General features: G+C 63.6%; 17 protein-coding genes. 8 read left to right on the forward strand and 9 right to left on the reverse strand.

The genetic code is table 11. The annotated features are described in order from the left end of the window. Positions 1-18: 18 nt before the first annotated feature. The gene (locus ACQR1W_RS03695) at positions 19-483 is read right to left on the reverse strand and encodes a DUF6496 domain-containing protein (RefSeq protein WP_434849534.1); all 465 of its coding nucleotides are present in this window, start codon (positions 481-483) and stop codon (positions 19-21) included. Positions 484-682: 199 nt separating this feature from the next. On the opposite strand from ACQR1W_RS03695, the gene ACQR1W_RS03700 reads away from it, so the two are divergent. The 6 genes from ACQR1W_RS03700 (at position 683) to ACQR1W_RS03725 (ending at position 5,582) form a co-directional block, all read left to right on the forward strand. Then, positions 683-1,447 carry a DUF72 domain-containing protein gene (locus tag ACQR1W_RS03700; RefSeq protein WP_434849535.1) on the forward strand — a complete coding sequence of 255 codons (765 nt, stop codon included), beginning with the start codon at positions 683-685 and terminating at the stop codon, positions 1,445-1,447. Between the two features lie 185 nt (positions 1,448-1,632). Further along, positions 1,633-2,370, forward strand: coding sequence for a Crp/Fnr family transcriptional regulator (locus tag ACQR1W_RS03705; RefSeq protein WP_434849536.1), 738 nt, complete (start codon positions 1,633-1,635; stop codon positions 2,368-2,370). Between the two features lie 372 nt (positions 2,371-2,742). Next, the gene (locus tag ACQR1W_RS03710; RefSeq protein ID WP_434849537.1) at positions 2,743-3,822 is read left to right on the forward strand and encodes a hypothetical protein; all 1,080 of its coding nucleotides are present in this window, start codon (positions 2,743-2,745) and stop codon (positions 3,820-3,822) included. Between the two features lie 178 nt (positions 3,823-4,000). Further along, positions 4,001-4,207 carry a hypothetical protein gene (locus ACQR1W_RS03715; protein ID WP_008970494.1) on the forward strand — a complete coding sequence of 69 codons (207 nt, stop codon included), beginning with the start codon at positions 4,001-4,003 and terminating at the stop codon, positions 4,205-4,207. Between the two features lie 98 nt (positions 4,208-4,305). Continuing rightward, a complete protein-coding gene (locus ACQR1W_RS03720) occupies positions 4,306-4,686 on the forward strand; it encodes a hypothetical protein (protein ID WP_008970493.1) in 381 nt (126 codons plus the stop codon). Between the two features lie 221 nt (positions 4,687-4,907). Continuing rightward, positions 4,908-5,582 carry an HAD family hydrolase gene (locus ACQR1W_RS03725; RefSeq protein ID WP_434849538.1) on the forward strand — a complete coding sequence of 225 codons (675 nt, stop codon included), beginning with the start codon at positions 4,908-4,910 and terminating at the stop codon, positions 5,580-5,582. On the opposite strand, the gene ACQR1W_RS03730 is transcribed toward ACQR1W_RS03725, so the two are convergent. The 7 genes from ACQR1W_RS03730 to ACQR1W_RS03760 form a co-directional block, all read right to left on the reverse strand. Further along, the gene (locus tag ACQR1W_RS03730) at positions 5,579-5,776 is read right to left on the reverse strand and encodes a hypothetical protein (RefSeq protein ID WP_434849539.1); all 198 of its coding nucleotides are present in this window, start codon (positions 5,774-5,776) and stop codon (positions 5,579-5,581) included. The two genes, ACQR1W_RS03725 and ACQR1W_RS03730, sit on opposite strands and share 4 nt — an antisense overlap. After that, on the reverse strand, positions 5,773-6,900 hold the full coding sequence (locus ACQR1W_RS03735) for a PepSY-associated TM helix domain-containing protein (protein ID WP_434849540.1): 1,128 nt from the start codon (positions 6,898-6,900) through the stop codon (positions 5,773-5,775). Before ACQR1W_RS03735 ends, ACQR1W_RS03730 begins: the two co-directional genes overlap by 4 nt. A gap of 22 nt (positions 6,901-6,922) precedes the next feature. Further along, positions 6,923-9,220 (reverse strand): TonB-dependent siderophore receptor, encoded by a 2,298-nt coding sequence (locus ACQR1W_RS03740; protein WP_434849541.1) that lies wholly within the window; start codon positions 9,218-9,220, stop codon positions 6,923-6,925. A gap of 283 nt (positions 9,221-9,503) precedes the next feature. Then, positions 9,504-10,340 carry an HD domain-containing protein gene (locus tag ACQR1W_RS03745; RefSeq protein WP_434849542.1) on the reverse strand — a complete coding sequence of 279 codons (837 nt, stop codon included), beginning with the start codon at positions 10,338-10,340 and terminating at the stop codon, positions 9,504-9,506. A gap of 138 nt (positions 10,341-10,478) precedes the next feature. Further along, positions 10,479-10,829, reverse strand: a complete 351-nt coding sequence (locus ACQR1W_RS03750; RefSeq protein ID WP_434849543.1) for a cytochrome C — start codon at positions 10,827-10,829, stop codon at positions 10,479-10,481. Between the two features lie 55 nt (positions 10,830-10,884). Continuing rightward, positions 10,885-11,769 carry a hypothetical protein gene (locus tag ACQR1W_RS03755; RefSeq protein ID WP_434849544.1) on the reverse strand — a complete coding sequence of 295 codons (885 nt, stop codon included), beginning with the start codon at positions 11,767-11,769 and terminating at the stop codon, positions 10,885-10,887. A 222-nt stretch (positions 11,770-11,991) separates the two neighbouring features. Then, positions 11,992-12,177: a hypothetical protein gene (locus tag ACQR1W_RS03760; RefSeq protein ID WP_035982080.1), complete on the reverse strand. Its 186-nt coding sequence runs from the start codon at positions 12,175-12,177 to the stop codon at positions 11,992-11,994. A gap of 221 nt (positions 12,178-12,398) precedes the next feature. Here ACQR1W_RS03760 and ACQR1W_RS03765 point away from each other — a divergent pair, with 221 nt between their 5' ends. Together ACQR1W_RS03765 and ACQR1W_RS03770 are read left to right on the forward strand one after the other, a co-directional pair. Beyond that, a complete protein-coding gene (locus ACQR1W_RS03765; RefSeq protein WP_008970483.1) occupies positions 12,399-12,632 on the forward strand; it encodes a DUF6894 family protein in 234 nt (77 codons plus the stop codon). 265 nt (positions 12,633-12,897) lie between these two features. After that, complete coding sequence (locus ACQR1W_RS03770) at positions 12,898-13,275, forward strand: hypothetical protein (RefSeq protein ID WP_434849545.1); 378 nt, start codon at positions 12,898-12,900, stop codon at positions 13,273-13,275. Positions 13,276-13,407: 132 nt separating this feature from the next. On the opposite strand, the gene ACQR1W_RS03775 is transcribed toward ACQR1W_RS03770, so the two are convergent. Continuing rightward, entirely contained in the window at positions 13,408-15,432 is a 2,025-nt protein-coding gene (locus ACQR1W_RS03775) for a methyl-accepting chemotaxis protein (RefSeq protein ID WP_434849546.1), read from the reverse strand. Positions 15,433-15,543: the final 111 nt, after the last annotated feature.

The raw sequence follows: 15,543 nt of genomic DNA on the forward strand, positions 1-15,543 counted from the left end.
CTCACTTCTCGAGCCTGTTCACTTCAAACGAAGTGCGTTTTCCAGCTGACGCTTGCTCATCTTCGAGCGGCCCTCGATCCCACGCTTCTTTGCCTTGGCGTAGAGCTCTTGCCGCGTTGGACCGCCGGACCTCCGCGCCCGCGATCGCGCAGCTTTCCGTCCCCGCGCGGTTGACTTGCGCGCGTTGCGCCCGCCCATGGCGCGCGTGCTCTCGCGCCGGCCGGACGCCCCGACACGCGATTGGCCTTCGCGCTCCTGCTGCCCGGTGCGTCCCTCGGCCTCCTTGCGCTCGGTCCGCCGCAGATTGCGCTTGTTGCGGCGGGGGCTTTCATATTTGGACTCGCCCGCCTCCTCCAACGCAATTGCGATCGCCTGCCGCCGGTTCTTGACCTTGCCGCCGCGGCCGCTTCGGAGCTCGCCATGCTTGAACTCATGCATCACCCGACCGGTGATGCGCCTTTGCCGTGCTGATTCCTTCGCCATCGCAAGACCTCCCGTCACGACGCAGCAACACACCGATGCGCGGCAATGTTCCCCGGCACAACGTGATGTAATGTTGGCGGCTCTGACACTGCGTATCGCGCTTACTCCGCCGCCTCCAACCTGCGTGGGCTCAGGGTGGAACCGCATCTGGCTTGATCGCTTGTGATGTGAGAAGCTTGTTTGCAATCGCGAGCGGATCATGGCGCGGATTCTGATCGGCACTTCCGGCTGGCATTACGGCTCCTGGCGCGGCGTCTTCTTCCCCGGCGAATTGTTGATCAAGCATCAGCTGCGGTACTATGCGAGCCAGTTTCAGACCACCGAGCTGAATGGCGTGTTCTATCGCACACCGACCGAAGACGCGGTGCGCAGCTGGCGCGAGCAGACCGGGCCCGACTTCGTCTTCGCCTGGAAGGCGTCCAAATTCATCACGCATTGGAAACGGCTGTCGGACCGTTCGGTCAACAGCCTGGAACTGATGGAGAGCCGGCTCAAGCTGCTCGGCGACAAAGCCGGCCCGGTGCTGTTTCAGCTGCCGCCGCAGTTCGAAGCCGATCCCGACCGGCTCGGTGCGTTCTTCAAGCTGTTGCCGAGCAAGCGACGATACAGTTTCGAATTCCGTCATCCGAGCTGGTATTGCCCGCGTATCATGCGGATGCTCGCCGACGAGAACATCTCGCTTTGTTTGTCCGACCATCACGACGCGCCGGCGCCATGGAAGCGCACGGCCGATTTCGTCTATGTGCGCGGGCACGGGCCCGGCGGCGACTACAAGGACAACTATCCGGCGGCCATGCTGAGCGCCTGGGCGAAACGCATCCGCTCCTGGAAGGCGCAGGGCTGCGATGTCTTTGTCTATTTCGACAACGATCAGAAGAGCGCTGCACCCGCCGATGCCTTGAAGCTGCGCGGCCTGCTCGAGTCGGGCCAGCGCCCCTCGCACGCCCCGCGCGCCGCGGCTTAGTTAACAATCCGCGCTCAGCCGCCCGGACGCGACCCAGGGGCCGATCCGGCGCCTGAGAATGCTTGTGGGTCGCTCTCATCAGCTGCAGCGTCGCCCCATAATGCAAGTGCGAAAGACGTAAGCCCTTGGTAAGGTGGGCCGTCGATCAGGCGCCATCAAACCCAGTCGTGTGGGGGGACCGGGCCTTGAATCATGTCATTCGGAAGCTTGAGCACTTTGTTCATTTGTCCGCGGCCGATCGCGCGGTGCTCAACCGGGCGGCCGCACAACGTGTCAGAAGCTTCGCCGCGCGAGCCGATGTCGCGCGCGAAGGCGAGAAGCCGAAAGACGTTCACTTGATTCTGGCCGGCTGGGCCTGCCGCTACAAGCAGCTCGACGACGGCAGGCGGCAGATTCTCTCCTTCCTGCTGCCTGGGGACATCTGCGACCTCAACGTCTTCATCCTGGAGGAGATGGATCACTCGATCGGCACGATCACGCCGGTCACGATCGCCGACCTGCCCCGGGAATTTTTCGACGACATCAACGCCGAGCATCCGCGCATTGCAGCCGCGTTCTGGTGGGAGACCTTGGTCGCCGCCGCCATTCAGCGCGAATGGACGACGAATCTCGGACAGCGGACCGCCTTGGAGCGCATGGCTCACCTGCTCTGCGAGATATTCTATCGGCTACAGCTCACCGGACTGACGGAGCAGAATACGTGTGAGTTTCCGCTCACCCAATCCGATCTTGCCGAGGCAACCGGATTGTCCAAGGTCCACGTCAACCGGACGCTGCAGGACATGCGGGCCGGTGAGCTGATCGTGCTGAAGGGCAAGATCCTGATGCTGCCGGAGCTTGATCGCCTCGTGAGCACCGGCTTGTTCAACGCCAAATACCTGCACATGAGCCACGACGGCCGTCAGCTTGACGCCAATGACTGACACCGGTCGGGTCGTCTATGCTGACTATTGGGTCTGCCGAGTCGGTCTGTGGCGCTATCGGAGATCACTCCTGTCAGCCGAACCGCTTGCCGAGCCCAACGCCAAAGGGAAAAAAGTTCCACATCGGCCTTGCTGCAGAGCAAACTATTTTGGTTGGCAAGGCGCATCTGGCATTGCAAAATGAAGGCGGAGGTATCCGACGGACCCACAAAGCAGCCCCAGATTTACCAGGTAACCGCCTTGCTTTGGTCAAATCTGGCTGGACTGTGGAGAATGGCAGGGATCGACCAGCCGATGCGCGACCTGACGTAGATGGGAACGTCGGTCGGCGCGGGCTGAGTTTGGAATTGAACCGCGAGTTGGAAGTGAACGGTGCTGGCGCAGGATGCGCTGGGCACGAGGGACAACCGGTATCAGTTTTGCGTCGACGCGGCCGCGAAGGTCGATCATGCGAGCGAAGGCTGCGCCCTGCTGATGCGGGCGGCCATAGAGGACGGATCGCCAATGCTTTCCACCCCACCTGGGCAAGACACCACTCAGCAACCTAAGGCTGTGATCGATCCCGAGATCATCCTGGCCGCCCGCGCGGACAGAGTCTCGTCACCGCAGGGCGCCGAGGCTGCACGGCGTGCCGAACGCCAGGGCCAGCGGCCGGCCGAGATTCCTGTTCCTGCCGTCGACACCCGCCTTCGTGTAACCGACGCCGGCGTGGAGGATGGACCCGCCGAACGCAGTTCGATCACGACCTGGGTGATCCGGACCGTGATGGCGGTGGGGTTTGCGGTCTGCAGTGCCGTCGCAGCTGCCGCCTGGCAGACCTACGGCGACCAGGCGCAGGAGGTGATCGCGCGCTGGATACCGCATATCTCGCTGATGTCGACACCCACGGACAAGACTGCCTCCGAGCCGGCCGCGCAGCAGGCTAGCGCAGAGGGCGAGAGCGCTACTGCCGACGCGCCGCAGCCTGCTCCGGCCGCGGCGCCCGCGGCTGCCGCTCCGGCAGCCGGAGCCGATGCAGCTTCGGACCAGACCCAGTTGTTGCAGTCCATGGCGCATGATCTTGCGGCGATGGGACAGCAGATTTCCGACCTCAAGGCCAGCATCGCCCAGCTGAAAACGGGCCAGGACCAGCTGACGCGCGAGGTCGCGCGGCTGTCGGAGGCCAGGGCGGAAAAGACCAGCGAGGCCAGGCCGTTCGACCCCAGGGCGATCGAGCAGACCTTGCGCCCGCGCCCCGCGCCACGGCCGGCGACCGCTGCGGCAGGTGCCTTGCCTACCCCCGCACCAGCGCCCGTCCATCGGCCGCGCCCGACGCCACCACCCGCCCAGAGCGTGGCGGCCCCGCCGTCTTCCCCGGCGCCGATCCCGCTGCAATCCGCTCCGGCGGCCCAGCAGGTGACCACTGATTCCGACGGCAATAACGTGGTGCGGCCGCCGATGCCGGTGCGCTGAGCGGATCGCGCCCTATCCGCTGCCTCTCGAGCCGAGCTCAAGGCGCGGCGATTTGGCGTATTCTGCTGCTGGCTTGATGCTTGTCGGCGCGCGGGCTTCCACGTTATGGAACCCTACGAGGCGCAGTGCACGGGAGATTCTGCGTCCCCAAAATTAAGCAAGCATTGGCGAGGAGCCCATGAGCCTGACCGATCCGACCATCTTGAGCGCGTCCGAGCTCGCCACCCGCATCGCGATCCTGCGCGACAACATTCGCCAGATCACCGAGCAGGCTGCGTCCCAATCGGGAGCAGCCGACGAGGAGCGCAATGCCGACCGCCTCGCGCAGCAGAGCGAGGAGCTCGACCTCCTGATCAAGGAGCAGGAGCGCCGTCTCAATAAATAGGCCGCGCGGCATCCTGTGTGCCGGTTCACAGCGTCCCGCTGTTGCTCAAGCCGCTTCTCCGAGCTAGCCTTGAAAAAAACAGCGGGAGGTTTCCAAGGATGCGTTATGCGTTGACGGTGGCGGCGTTGCTGATGATCGCGGCTCCAGCCCAGGCCGAGCCACGCTCGGAATATGTGACGATGGTGCTGCAGGCGTTCGCCGCCAAAGTCGAGTGTCCCGGCACTGACCTGGTCTACCAGGACCTCGTGCAGAAGGCCCAGGACATGCACATGCCCGACGGCACCACCGAGCAGGTGCGCAAGGCCATCGCCTATCTGCACACCGGCGGCCGCATGGGCGAGCGCCAGGACGACAGCCTGATGTCGGAAGTCGCTGTAGCCACGCAGACGACCGATTTCGATCAGCGTCGGCTCGGCATGACCACCTGGTGCGAAGAACAGAAGAAGCGCCTGGCCGGCTTCATTCGCACCAAGAACTAGTCGCGACTGACCGGTATCGGCCCGCTCACCTGCAAGGGCTCACCTGCAAGGGATCACCTGCATGTGATGTCAACCATCGCACCCACAGTCGGTTGGCAGGCCGCTCGCGAACGTCAGATCCGCTCGGTTGGCATCGAGCGGTCAGAGATGTCTGATAGGCTGGGAACACCCTGGCGGTGTCATGCGTGATGCATGACACCGCGCCGAAAAGGAGCCGGCCGATGCGCATCGAAACCGCCTTTCTGTTCGATCTGGACGGGACGCTGGTCGACAGCGTCTACCAGCATGTGCTGGCCTGGAAGACGGCGCTGGACGCCGAGAACATCGAGCTCTCGGTCTGGCGCATTCACCGCAAGATCGGCATGAGCGGCGGGCTCTTCACCAACCAGCTCCTGCGCGAGACCGGCGAGGCGATCGAACCCGATCGTATCGATCGGCTGCGTCTCGCTCACGCCGAAGCCTATCGGCAGCTCGGCAACAAGGTCCGCCCCCTGCCCGGCGCGCGCGAGCTGCTCACCTTCCTGACCGACGCTGGCATTCCCTGGGCGGTCGCGACCAGCGGCCGCATGGAGACTGCAGCCATCAATCTGGCCGCTCTCGGCGTCGACCCGGAGAAATGTCCCGTGGTGACCCGCGATCAGGTTCGCTACGCCAAGCCGGATCCGGACCTGTTTCTGGCCGCAGCAGCGCGCCTCGAAATGCCAATCGAGCGCTGCGTCGTGGTTGGCGACAGCATCTGGGACATGCTGGCGGCGACGCGCTGCCGCGCGCTCGGAGTCGGCCTGCTCAGCGGCGGCTACGGCTCGGAAGAGTTGCGGCAGTCCGGGGCCATCCGCGTCTATGAGGACCCAGCCGATTTGCTCGATCATATCGACGAGGTCGGCGGCAGGCGTTAACGCAGCCTCCTGCTTCTCAGCCCGAAACAGGCGACGACCGCGACCGGGGCACCGACGCCCAGCCAGCACAGCACCTCGCCGATCGGGCCAAGTGCAAAGGCTGCGACCAGGCCTATGGCGCTGATCGCGGCGAGCGCGAGCGGCGGCCCCACGATGCCGGCGACGCTCGGCTTGCGCTGGGCCGGCCGCCTCATGCGCGACGTCCCGGCGTTATGACCGCGCGCTGCGGCCTACGCCGGGTGCGCGCGATCCAGAGATAGAGCCCACTGCCGATCGCCACGATGGTGAAGAGATCGAGAGCGGCCAAGATGATCTTCAGTGGCAGTCCAGCGTAATCGCCGAAATGCAGCGGCTGCGACACGAACAGCGCTTTCAGATAGAACGGCAGCTCGGCCGTCCCGGTCACTTCCCCGGTGACGCCGTCGAGCAGCACTGGCTTCAACAGCCTGGAGGTCAGCGGCTGGTCGCCGCGCATGAACGCGGCAAAATGATGCGAGCTCGTGAACGGCGTCCCCGGAAAGGCCAGGAATGCGATCTCCATGCCCGGCGCTGCCGCACTGGCATTCGCCACCACCTGATCGAGCGAGGCCAGCTGTGACGGCCTCGGCATCCCCGCATAGGGCGCAACCATGGCGGCGAGTTCGGTCGCCTGCCAGCGCATCAGCATCAGCTCCGCCCAGGTATTGACGACGCCGGTGCCGCCGACGACGAGGGCCCAGACCAGCGTGGTGATGCCGATCAGATTATGCCAGTCGAGCCAGAGCAGCCGCCGCGATGCGCTTCGCCGCAAGCTGCCGAATTCGAGCCGCCGTGTGAATGGCCAATACAGCACAACACCGGAGACGATCGCGATCAGGAACAGCAATCCCATCCCGCCAAGAAACAGCTTGCCGGCAAGCCCGCCATACATGTCGGTGTGCAGTTTCAGCAGGATCAGCATCGGGCCGATGCCGACCGGCCCCGCCGCACTGGTATCGGCGATGTTGAAGGCCGTGAGCACGGCATCATCAGGCGGCCCGTCGACGGCGTGGTTAGTGTAGGCGATGACCAGCCCCGGAGCATCGCGATCCCAGGCGAGATATTGCAGGACCTTTCCCGGCGCATGCGCCAGTGCAGCGCGCGCGATCTCGTTCACCGTCGCTTTGCCACCGCGTTCCAAGACTGGCATGGCCTGTGGCGCGTAGCCGAGCCATTCATCGATCTCATGGTGGAAGATCAACGGCAGGCCGGTCAGGCAGAGCAGCAGCAGGAAGACGGTCGAGATCAGGCTGGACCATTGATGCACTAGCCTGATGACCCGGATCGTTCCTGCCGTCACCGTAGCACCTTCACCGCGACGCCTACCATTTGTAGGTCGCGCTCAGGGTGGCGCGCCGACGGTCGGCATAGAAGCAGGCGGTCGCGGAGCTGCAGCCGGCCACGTAGATCTTGTCGGTAATGTTGGTGACATTGAGCGCGAAGCGCCAGCGATCAATCTCGTAGTGAAGCGCCGCATCGCCGACCACGAAGGACGGCACCACCAGCGTGTTCTGGGCATCGGCGTAGGAGTGCCCGCTGTAGCGGACGCCTCCGCCGAAGCCGAAACCGGTGAGCGGGCCGGTCTTGACCGTGTAGTCACCCCAGAGCGAGGCGATCTCGCTCGGCGTATTGGTGGGCACCTTGTCGATCAGCGTGGGATCGTTGTCCTTGCTGACGAAGATCCGGAAATTGGTGTAGGAGCCCTTGAGCTTCAGTTCCGGCGTGAGGTTGGCAACCGCTTCGAGCTCGACGCCGCGCGAGGTCACCTCACCCGTCTGAACCGACTGCAGCACGTTGTTGGGATCCACCGTCTGCACGTTCTGTCGCTTCAAGTCGAACACCGCTGCAGCGAAATAGCCGTCCAGACCCTTGGGCTGAACCTTGACGCCGACTTCGGCCTGCTGCCCGGTTTCCGGCGCAAACAGCACAGTATTGCCGGAGCTGTTCGTGAGCGTGCCGATGATCGGATTGTAGCTCGTCGCATAGGATAAGTACGGCGCAATGCCGACATCCGTGTTGTAGATCGCCCCGAGACGGCCGCTGAAGCGACTGTCGTCGCGGGACTGGCTCGCACCGATCCGATTGTCCAAGTCGGTGTCGACCCAGTCATTGCGGCCGCTGAATACCAGGCTCAAATGGCCGATCTTCATCTGCTCCTGGGCGTAGATCGCGGCCTGTTTCTGCGTGATGGTCCGATCCAGGAAGGTCGTGCCCGGAAAACCTCCCGAGTATCCATAGGTTGGCGCGAGCAGATTGAGCGAGGGCGTCGCGAAGTCGAACGCCTGAAGGTCGTGGATCTCATAGTGTTTCAGGTCGACGCCGACCAACGCGGTGTGCTGAACCGCGCCCGTATTGAACCGGTACTCGAGCTGGTTGTCGAGATTGGCCTGGTCGGCGATATCCCGCGCATAGTCATTGAAGCGCGACAGCGTGGCGTTCGCGGCCGAGCCGACATAGCCGTTGCCCAGCAAGGTCTGCAGCGTCACGTCGTCATGGGCGTAGCGGGCGTTCTGCCGGAAGGTGACACTGTCGGTCAGGTTCTTCTCGAACTGATAGCTGACCATCTCCTGTTCACGTGAGAACTTGTCATTGGCTGGATCGCCCGTGAACAGATGCGTGGGGATTCGTCCGAACGGCGCATCCACCACGGTGCCGGTGTAAGGCAGGAAGTTTTGTGGCCGCGTCTCATATTTCGTCGCCGAGGCCAGCAGCGTGAACTTGGTGTCGAGATCGGGCTGATAGGTGAAGGACGGCGCGAAGAAATAGGCATTGTCGGGCGTGAACGCAGTCTGGGTATCGCCGTTCTTCACCGAGCCGATCAGCCGGTAGGAAAGCTCCTTGCTTGGCCCGCTGGCCGTCATGAACGGACCGGTGAAGTCGAAGCTCGTATAGGCGTTGCCGAACGAATTGACACCGACTTCCACGCTGTTCGACGGGGTGGTCGACGGCACCTTGCTGATGGCGTTGATGATGCCGCCGGGGCCGCTGCCACCGTAGAGCACGGCCGAGGGACCGCGCAGAATATCGATGCGTTCGAGTCCGGCGGGATAGAGCTTCCAGGTCGCAAATGCGGTGCTGAACAATTGCAGTCCGTCGGCGAAGAAGCCGACGTCCTGCGCGTCGAAGCCGCGAACCTTGAACCAATCGTTGCGCACGTCGGAGCCGAACGTCTGAGTGCCGACACCCGGCGCATAACGCAGCGCCTCGGAGAGATTGATCGGCTTCTGATCGCGGATTTCCTCCGCGCCCACCACCGAGATCGCCTGCGGGGTCTCCATGATCGGCGTATTGGTCTTGGTGCCGGTCATCGCGCGGGTCGCGACATAGCCGTTGATCGGACCACGCGGATCGCTGCCCGGCTCGGACGCCTGCGTCCGGGCCGGCTGGTTCGAAGCTGCGGCTGCCGCTATCCCGCGATTGCCGCCGCCACGCGCACGCGCTGCGGAGGCGGTCGCGCGTCGGCCTGCGGCGGTCGGCGCGTTGTGCACCTGGCGTGCTTTCGGCGCGTCGATCGTGACCGCCGGCAGATTGCGGCTCTCATTCGAGCTTGCGCTTTGAGCCGACGCGTCGGCTGCCTGAACGCACAGCGCGACAAGTGATACCGAAGCGAACTGAACCATTCTCACGCTCGACCGCGCCGTCATCGTCATCCCCGAACTGAACGCATTGATTTGGAAACAATGCGAAATCATCTCACCGCGAGTAGCGGCTTCGGGGGCTGCTTAGCATCGGCACGCGCTTCGCGAACCGAGCGGCGCAATTGAATCCATCTAACTGATGACACGCGTGCGAGTATCGCGCATGCAGAGCACGCGCTGCTGACTGATTTTAAAATCGATCTAATGTTTCACTGGGAGATACGGCGTCGGGCCGACGCGCAGGCGGCGCTGGTTGAGGGATTTTTTAGCTCTGCGGCCCCGACAACGAGATCTCGCGCTCGGCGCGAAACACGTTGGCGTAGAGATTCGCGATCCACTGCCGTCCGGTCGAGGTCATGTTGAGATAGCGGATCTCGGTCTGGATATGCGGGGCAACGCTGTTCCAGTAGAACTGGGGATAGCGGTCGACGATGTCGGCTGGCGAGTCGTAGCCGAGCTGCCGGTTGATCCCGACCTCCTCGAACTCGTGATAAAGCGCGTTGGCCTTGCGGATGTAGTTGGGATCGCCGAGCTGCCCGATCAGGTCGGCAGCGCGCACGATCGACTGTTCCTCGTCGAACTGCTGCCCGGCCAGCGGCGGAAAGCGCGTGCCCTCGATCGCGCGCGCGATGCGCTTTTTGTCGAGCGGCTCGAGGCCTTCGAATCGGTCCAGGACGTACAGCTTGGAACGATCGACGTGGTAAGGCATCAGCCCTGCATCCGAGGATCCGCGCGGCAGGTGGATCTTCCGGCCGGCGTCATCGATCACGAACCCCGCGTTGCCATCGTCCGTGAACAGCCCGCGCACATAGCCGATATCGTGCAGCAGGCAGGCAATGATCACCTGCGCGTAGTCGTCGGCCGTGAGATGGCTGTGCAGGGCGCGGCCGCGCAGGATTTCATGTCCGGCCAGCGTCACCAGCAGTGTGTGCTCGACATTGTGATAGAGCGCGTCGCTGTTGCCGATGCATTCCAGCGCGACGCGCGCGACACCCGGGACGACCTCGGCAAGGCGCGTTTTTGACGACCCGAAACGACGGCGCATATAGGAGCCGAGAAACTCCTCCAACGCTGCGGACGCGAGTTCCGGTAAGGTCATCATTGGGTGGTGCCCCCGCTTCAGTCAGCCCGCCTTCGCTCCACTCGTCCATTGACCGTGGAGCATAGACGAGAACGGGCTGACCGGCCACATCCGGGGTGATGCGGCCGGTGGTCTGCGGGAACGTTGTTGCTCAAAGAGCTAATGACCCGTCACTGGCCTCGGCGGGCGCGGGGGCCGGTCTGAGCGGCCCTTCGTGCGGTGCGGCGTTGTGCCGTGCGCGGCCGGCGGCTCGTCGACGGACTGGAGATAGGAGGCAAGTGCAGAGGCCGTATCCGAACCGCTGGTGTAATGCTGCTGCAAAAACAAGTAGAGCGTGAGGCGGAAGCGCCCCTTGGCAAGGCCGCGCGGGCTGCGATGGCAGCTTGCGCAGCTGTCCGCAAACAGCCTGGCGCCGGACTTGCCGGCATCGAAATTCTCGGCAAGCGCCGCAGTGCCGGCCAGCAGCAAAAGCGTACCGCCGATCCCTAGCCCCCACGAGAGTATGCGCAACCGCCGGGGCCGAAAGCCCCGGCTACCGTCACGGACCCGCGCCGGGCTGCGACGCTCAGGCCACATCGGCCTGCGGCGGCTCGTGCGCTGCGGCGGCTAACGCATCAAGATCGACGAGAGCCGGATCATCCTCCCGCGGTTCCGCCTGCTGCTGCCCGCTGCCATGGACATGCATCAGGGTCTGCACTCGCCGTGCGTTCAGATAGTCGACATGCTGGTGCTGCAGTGCCGCTGCCAGCAGCGGCTTTGGCAGTGCCACCATGGTGAACGCCGCCACGCGCTTGACCTCGTCGCCTTCCCGCCAGGTGAGGGGGTTCAGCGCATAGATCATCTGCCGGTCGGTCTCCGGCGGCGGCAGCTGCTTGATCTCCGGCGGCGCCAGCAGCGCGACATTGGCGTTTCCGGCGCGGGTTCGCACCGCGGCCGAGCGCAATTCCCAACAGATCAATTCGGCCGCGGCCAGCACCTCGTGCCTGATGGCCTCCACATCGGTCGCAAAGCGCGTCGCCTCGCTGAGCGCCGCCTTGCTGCGCGTGACGGCATCGACCAACGCGGCCGCACCGATCTCGAATCGCGGCGCCGCCTGCTCAATCGCCGCAGCGACGGCCTCGATCTCATTCGCTGCGCGGTCACGATCGCGCTGGGCGACGGCTTCAGCCAGCGCACGCTCGGCGAGCACGATCTGCTCATCGCAGTCGGCCACCGCAGCCCGCATCGCCTTGGCCTTGTCTTCGACCGAGGCCATCTTGGCCTCGGCCCGGTCGAGCTGCGCATTGGTGGCCCCTGCCCTGGCGAGGCGCTCAGCGGCAAGCCGCTTCTCTTCCAGCGCCTTCTCGGCCAGCTCCAGCCGCTCCTTGAGCTTGTGGCGGGTCGCCTGCTTGTCCTTCAGCGCCCGCTCGAAAATCTCGACCGGGCTGAGCTCACGCTTGAAAAAGGCCATCGAGTATCCCTTTGGCGACATCTCGCCGCGAACGCGTCAGGTCGCGGCGAGATTCGCCGCCGAATCATTTCGGTTGGATTCTTGCGTGGAAATTGGGTCGGAAACCAGGATGAGATCGCTTTGCGCGCACGATTGACAGTGGAGAAACCGGCACGCCGAATCACCGCCCGAGGCGGCGAAGGCTGCCTCGGAGTGCTGCAAGAGCGTCTTGCGTCGAAACTCTCAGCTCTGATGCGGGCCCCGCATCATCTTCATGGCATCCGCGATATGACGCCATTCCTTGGCCTCGTCGGCCTCGCCTTTGCTCTCGCAAGCTTGTGCCTTCTGTGCGGCCTGAGCAATCGCCTGCGCGCCGTGCTGCTCCATCATCTGTCGTGCGATCGTGTGGATTTCGATTTCCGACATCATCTCGCTCTCCCTCGTCCAACAGCGGCGTTCGTCGTCGACACGATTCAACGAGCAAGCGTTCGTAAGGGTTCCCGCTGTGGCCACAATAGCGCGAACAGTTCCATCAAATTGTATGTAATTTCCGTAATTTACCCTACGTGGTCACCCCGAATTTCGCGCCGCGCGCCGCGCTGCTATGAGTGAACTAACGATGATTCACTCCGCGATCGAGGAGGCGGAATATGGCTCAGGTCTTCTTCCATTGCTCCAATGACGACGAAGTTTTGATCGATCGCCGCGGGGCAGCGGTCCTCGATCTGACCGAGGCGCGCGACTACGCGGCACGGGTGATGCGGTCGCTGATCTCCGCGAAGACCAGCGAGGATTGGCGTGAATGGGTGGTTCACGTCGCTGACGATCTCGGCGAGGAGATTTTCGCGGTTCCCTTCGCGTCCGTGCTCGGCCGTATGCAGTGAGCAACCCGATGCTGACCCGCTCGCCTTTGGTTCATGGATTGCGTGCTCTGACGGCGCAGTGGCAGCGATTGATCGCGCTGGCCCGCGATCCCTACCGTCCGGAACGTCACTACATGCGCGGGCCCGGCCCGAAATGGCACGCGAAACATGGAGAGCCGCGCGCCGCGTCCTAACGCCGCACACAGAAAGCCGGGAACTCTGCCGGCATTCTTCTCGCCACATTTCTCCGTATTGCTCGCCCTCGATGAGGACGGAGAGACTTTTCATGATCAGGACTTGGACACGGATTGCCGCCGCGACGCTGACGCTTGCTTGCGCTGTGTCTCCGGCGCTGGCCGACGAACACCGCGGCGGTGACGCTGCGCTCGGCGCTCTCTCTGGTGCGGTGGTGCTCGGTCCGGTCGGAGCAGTTGCGGGCGCCGTAGTCGGTTATACCGCCGGTCCCTCGATTGCACGGTCCTGGGGTTTTCGCCGTTCGCACGCCAACCGACCGTCGAGACAGTCCGAATCGCGGCAGCCCGCCCGCGAGGCCCATGCCGAGGTTCCCCTGCCCACTCCACGGACCGCGCCCCGGCAGGCGGTGGCAGCACCGGCCGCGGCTCCCCAGGGGCCGACCGCGCCGCCGGTCCAGACCTTCGAATAGCCAGCTAAAGCGCGATGAGATCAGGATGAATCGTCATCGCGCTTTAGATTGTTGCTTGAGCATGATCTCCGCGCAAACGCATTCCGCGTTTGTCGCGAGCGAAAACCGCTAGGCACTTTTCCGGATCATGCTCTAAGCGATCTTCTTGAGCATCTCGACGTCGTTCATGGCGCTGGCGAGATCGCCACTGCGTTCACGTACGAACGAGGCGAGATCCGACAATACCCCGTTGATCATGTCGAGGTTATTGAACATCGCCTCGATCTGACCCACGATGCTGTTGTAGCCCTCCTGGGTCTGGACCAGCTGTCCGCGCGTATCCTGAATATTGCTGCCAAGTGAGGAGAGCGAGCTCTCCATCCCGCCGATCGAGGCATGCGTGCGGGACAGGCTGCTCCTGGTGTCCTGCGCCAGTTTCTTGACCTCGCTTGCGACGACCGAGAAGCCGCGCCCCGCCTCACCGGCGCGCGCCGACTCGATCGTAGCATTGAGTGCGAGCAGGTTGGTCTGGCCCGCAATCGTGTCGATGATCTTGAGAATATCCCGCAGGCCGTTCATGGCCTGCGTCAGACCCGCGAACTCCTCCGCCAGCGCCGTCGTATCCGTCGCCTTCGCCGCCGCGGCGGCACTCGACAGGATCACCGAATGGACCTCCTTGACGATCGCGTTGATCGAGGCGGTCTGCTTCAGCGCGTCCTCGACCTTGCTGCTGAGCGTCGCGCTCGCGCCGAGATATTCGGTGAGGCGCTTGACGATGTCGTCCTTGATCCGGTTCAGAACCACCATGCGGTTGAGATGGCTGCGGGTGAAGTAGCCGGCGAAATTCGCATAGTGCACCGGAAACATGTCCACGAACGGATCGCGCAGCTCATGCGCGCGGGTATCGAAGAACACGACGGCCGTCAGCGTCTGGTTGATGTTGATGCCGAACAGCTCACCAAAGGTCGAGAAGCCGGCGGCCGGCATCGGCCACAGCCCGGCCATGCTGCGCAGCGCACTCTCGTTGTTGAGGCGGCGCAAGATGCAGTCATTGAGCACGACCCCGATCGCGGGCGGCTTGCCTTGCAGGAAGGCCTGCAGGTCTCGCCTCGTCTGCTCGACGAAATCGGTGGCCTCCAGCAACTCCAGCCGATCACCCGAATTGACGTCGCAGAAGAAGGAGATCACGCCGGTAGCGGCATCGATGCTCGCCACCGAGCGCACGAACAAATCGCCGCCCACCTCGATGCCGAAGGAATAGCGTTGCATCTTCGACATGAGGTTGGCAGGCGCTGTCTGGAGCGCCTCGGCTGCCGCAGTCGCAAACGGCCGGATCTCGTTGACCCGTTCGTCAAGCACGCCAGAAACAGTCCGCCGATTCGGATCGGCGCCCATCACTACGAAGGATTTTCCGGTCTTCTTGAAATTCTGGCTCTTGAACAGGCTGTAACCCCGTCCCGGCGCCATCTTCATGAAGATCACGACGGCGTGGTTCTCGACCGTCCTGCTTCCGTCGAAAATGTAGGTGTTCTTGAAGTCGAACTTGCCTCCGGCCGAGCCGCCGACGAACGTGCAGGGAAACTTGCCGGCGCGGTAGACGGCTTCCATAAAGTAGTTTTCCGAATTGGACACCCCGTCCACCAGCGCAAAGGCGAGTGTATCGCGGATGTCGATTGGAAACGGCGTGCGCACCGTCGACAGCGACCGGGCAATCGCATCGATGCGCGCATCATGCGCCACCGAGGGCGCACCCTTGCGGATATCATCGTTGTGCAGCGGAACGGAGTGGATGCTCACCGCCTTGAGCAGATCGGCCGGAAAGATCTGCACGACGACCGACGACCAGCGTTCGCCGGTCGGCTTGTACAACGATCCCCCTTGCGCTGAGCATAGTTCGCCGGCGGTCGACACCGCGATGATCGGCGTTCTGCCGGCAACCCGCTGCAAGCTTGCGACGACGCGCGAGAAATCGACGTGAGGAGAGACGAAGGCGAAGGCGAGCGGCGATTGATCGCCGTCGAAGCTGAAATCTTGTGGTGAGACGTTGCCAAGACGGTCGTCGCTTTCGATGACCCGGATCTGCGATGCTTCGCGGGGTTTCGGCGCATCGCTCGGCGCGTCTGTCCGAACAGTGGGCTCCGGCGTGTTCTGAGCAGGCTTCGAGAACAATGTGAACATCAGGCAATCCCGTCGCGTAAAGTCTTAACCTCCTTAGAAGCTCCGGATTGCCAATCGGTGTACGCGAACGCCCTGGCGCCGCTTAGTTGCACAGTTCGATATCCGTATCAT

The sequence above is a fragment of the Bradyrhizobium sp. HKCCYLS1011 genome, from assembly GCF_051167795.1.
GTDB lineage: Bacteria > Pseudomonadota > Alphaproteobacteria > Rhizobiales > Xanthobacteraceae > Bradyrhizobium.

Coding starts and splice junctions, on each gene's coding strand:
- ACQR1W_RS03775 (WP_434849546.1), bottom strand. CDS start 15,432: ATGTTCACATTGTTCTCGAAGCCTGCTCAGAACACGCCGGAGCCCACT.
- ACQR1W_RS03715 (WP_008970494.1), top strand. CDS start 4,001: ATGAGCCTGACCGATCCGACCATCTTGAGCGCGTCCGAGCTCGCCACC.
- ACQR1W_RS03765 (WP_008970483.1), top strand. CDS start 12,399: ATGGCTCAGGTCTTCTTCCATTGCTCCAATGACGACGAAGTTTTGATC.
- ACQR1W_RS03770 (WP_434849545.1), top strand. CDS start 12,898: ATGATCAGGACTTGGACACGGATTGCCGCCGCGACGCTGACGCTTGCT.
- ACQR1W_RS03740 (WP_434849541.1), bottom strand. CDS start 9,220: ATGGTTCAGTTCGCTTCGGTATCACTTGTCGCGCTGTGCGTTCAGGCA.
- ACQR1W_RS03695 (WP_434849534.1), bottom strand. CDS start 483: ATGGCGAAGGAATCAGCACGGCAAAGGCGCATCACCGGTCGGGTGATG.
- ACQR1W_RS03725 (WP_434849538.1), top strand. CDS start 4,908: ATGCGCATCGAAACCGCCTTTCTGTTCGATCTGGACGGGACGCTGGTC.
- ACQR1W_RS03720 (WP_008970493.1), top strand. CDS start 4,306: ATGCGTTATGCGTTGACGGTGGCGGCGTTGCTGATGATCGCGGCTCCA.
- ACQR1W_RS03760 (WP_035982080.1), bottom strand. CDS start 12,177: ATGATGTCGGAAATCGAAATCCACACGATCGCACGACAGATGATGGAG.
- ACQR1W_RS03745 (WP_434849542.1), bottom strand. CDS start 10,340: ATGATGACCTTACCGGAACTCGCGTCCGCAGCGTTGGAGGAGTTTCTC.
- ACQR1W_RS03700 (WP_434849535.1), top strand. CDS start 683: ATGGCGCGGATTCTGATCGGCACTTCCGGCTGGCATTACGGCTCCTGG.
- ACQR1W_RS03730 (WP_434849539.1), bottom strand. CDS start 5,776: ATGAGGCGGCCGGCCCAGCGCAAGCCGAGCGTCGCCGGCATCGTGGGG.
- ACQR1W_RS03755 (WP_434849544.1), bottom strand. CDS start 11,769: ATGGCCTTTTTCAAGCGTGAGCTCAGCCCGGTCGAGATTTTCGAGCGG.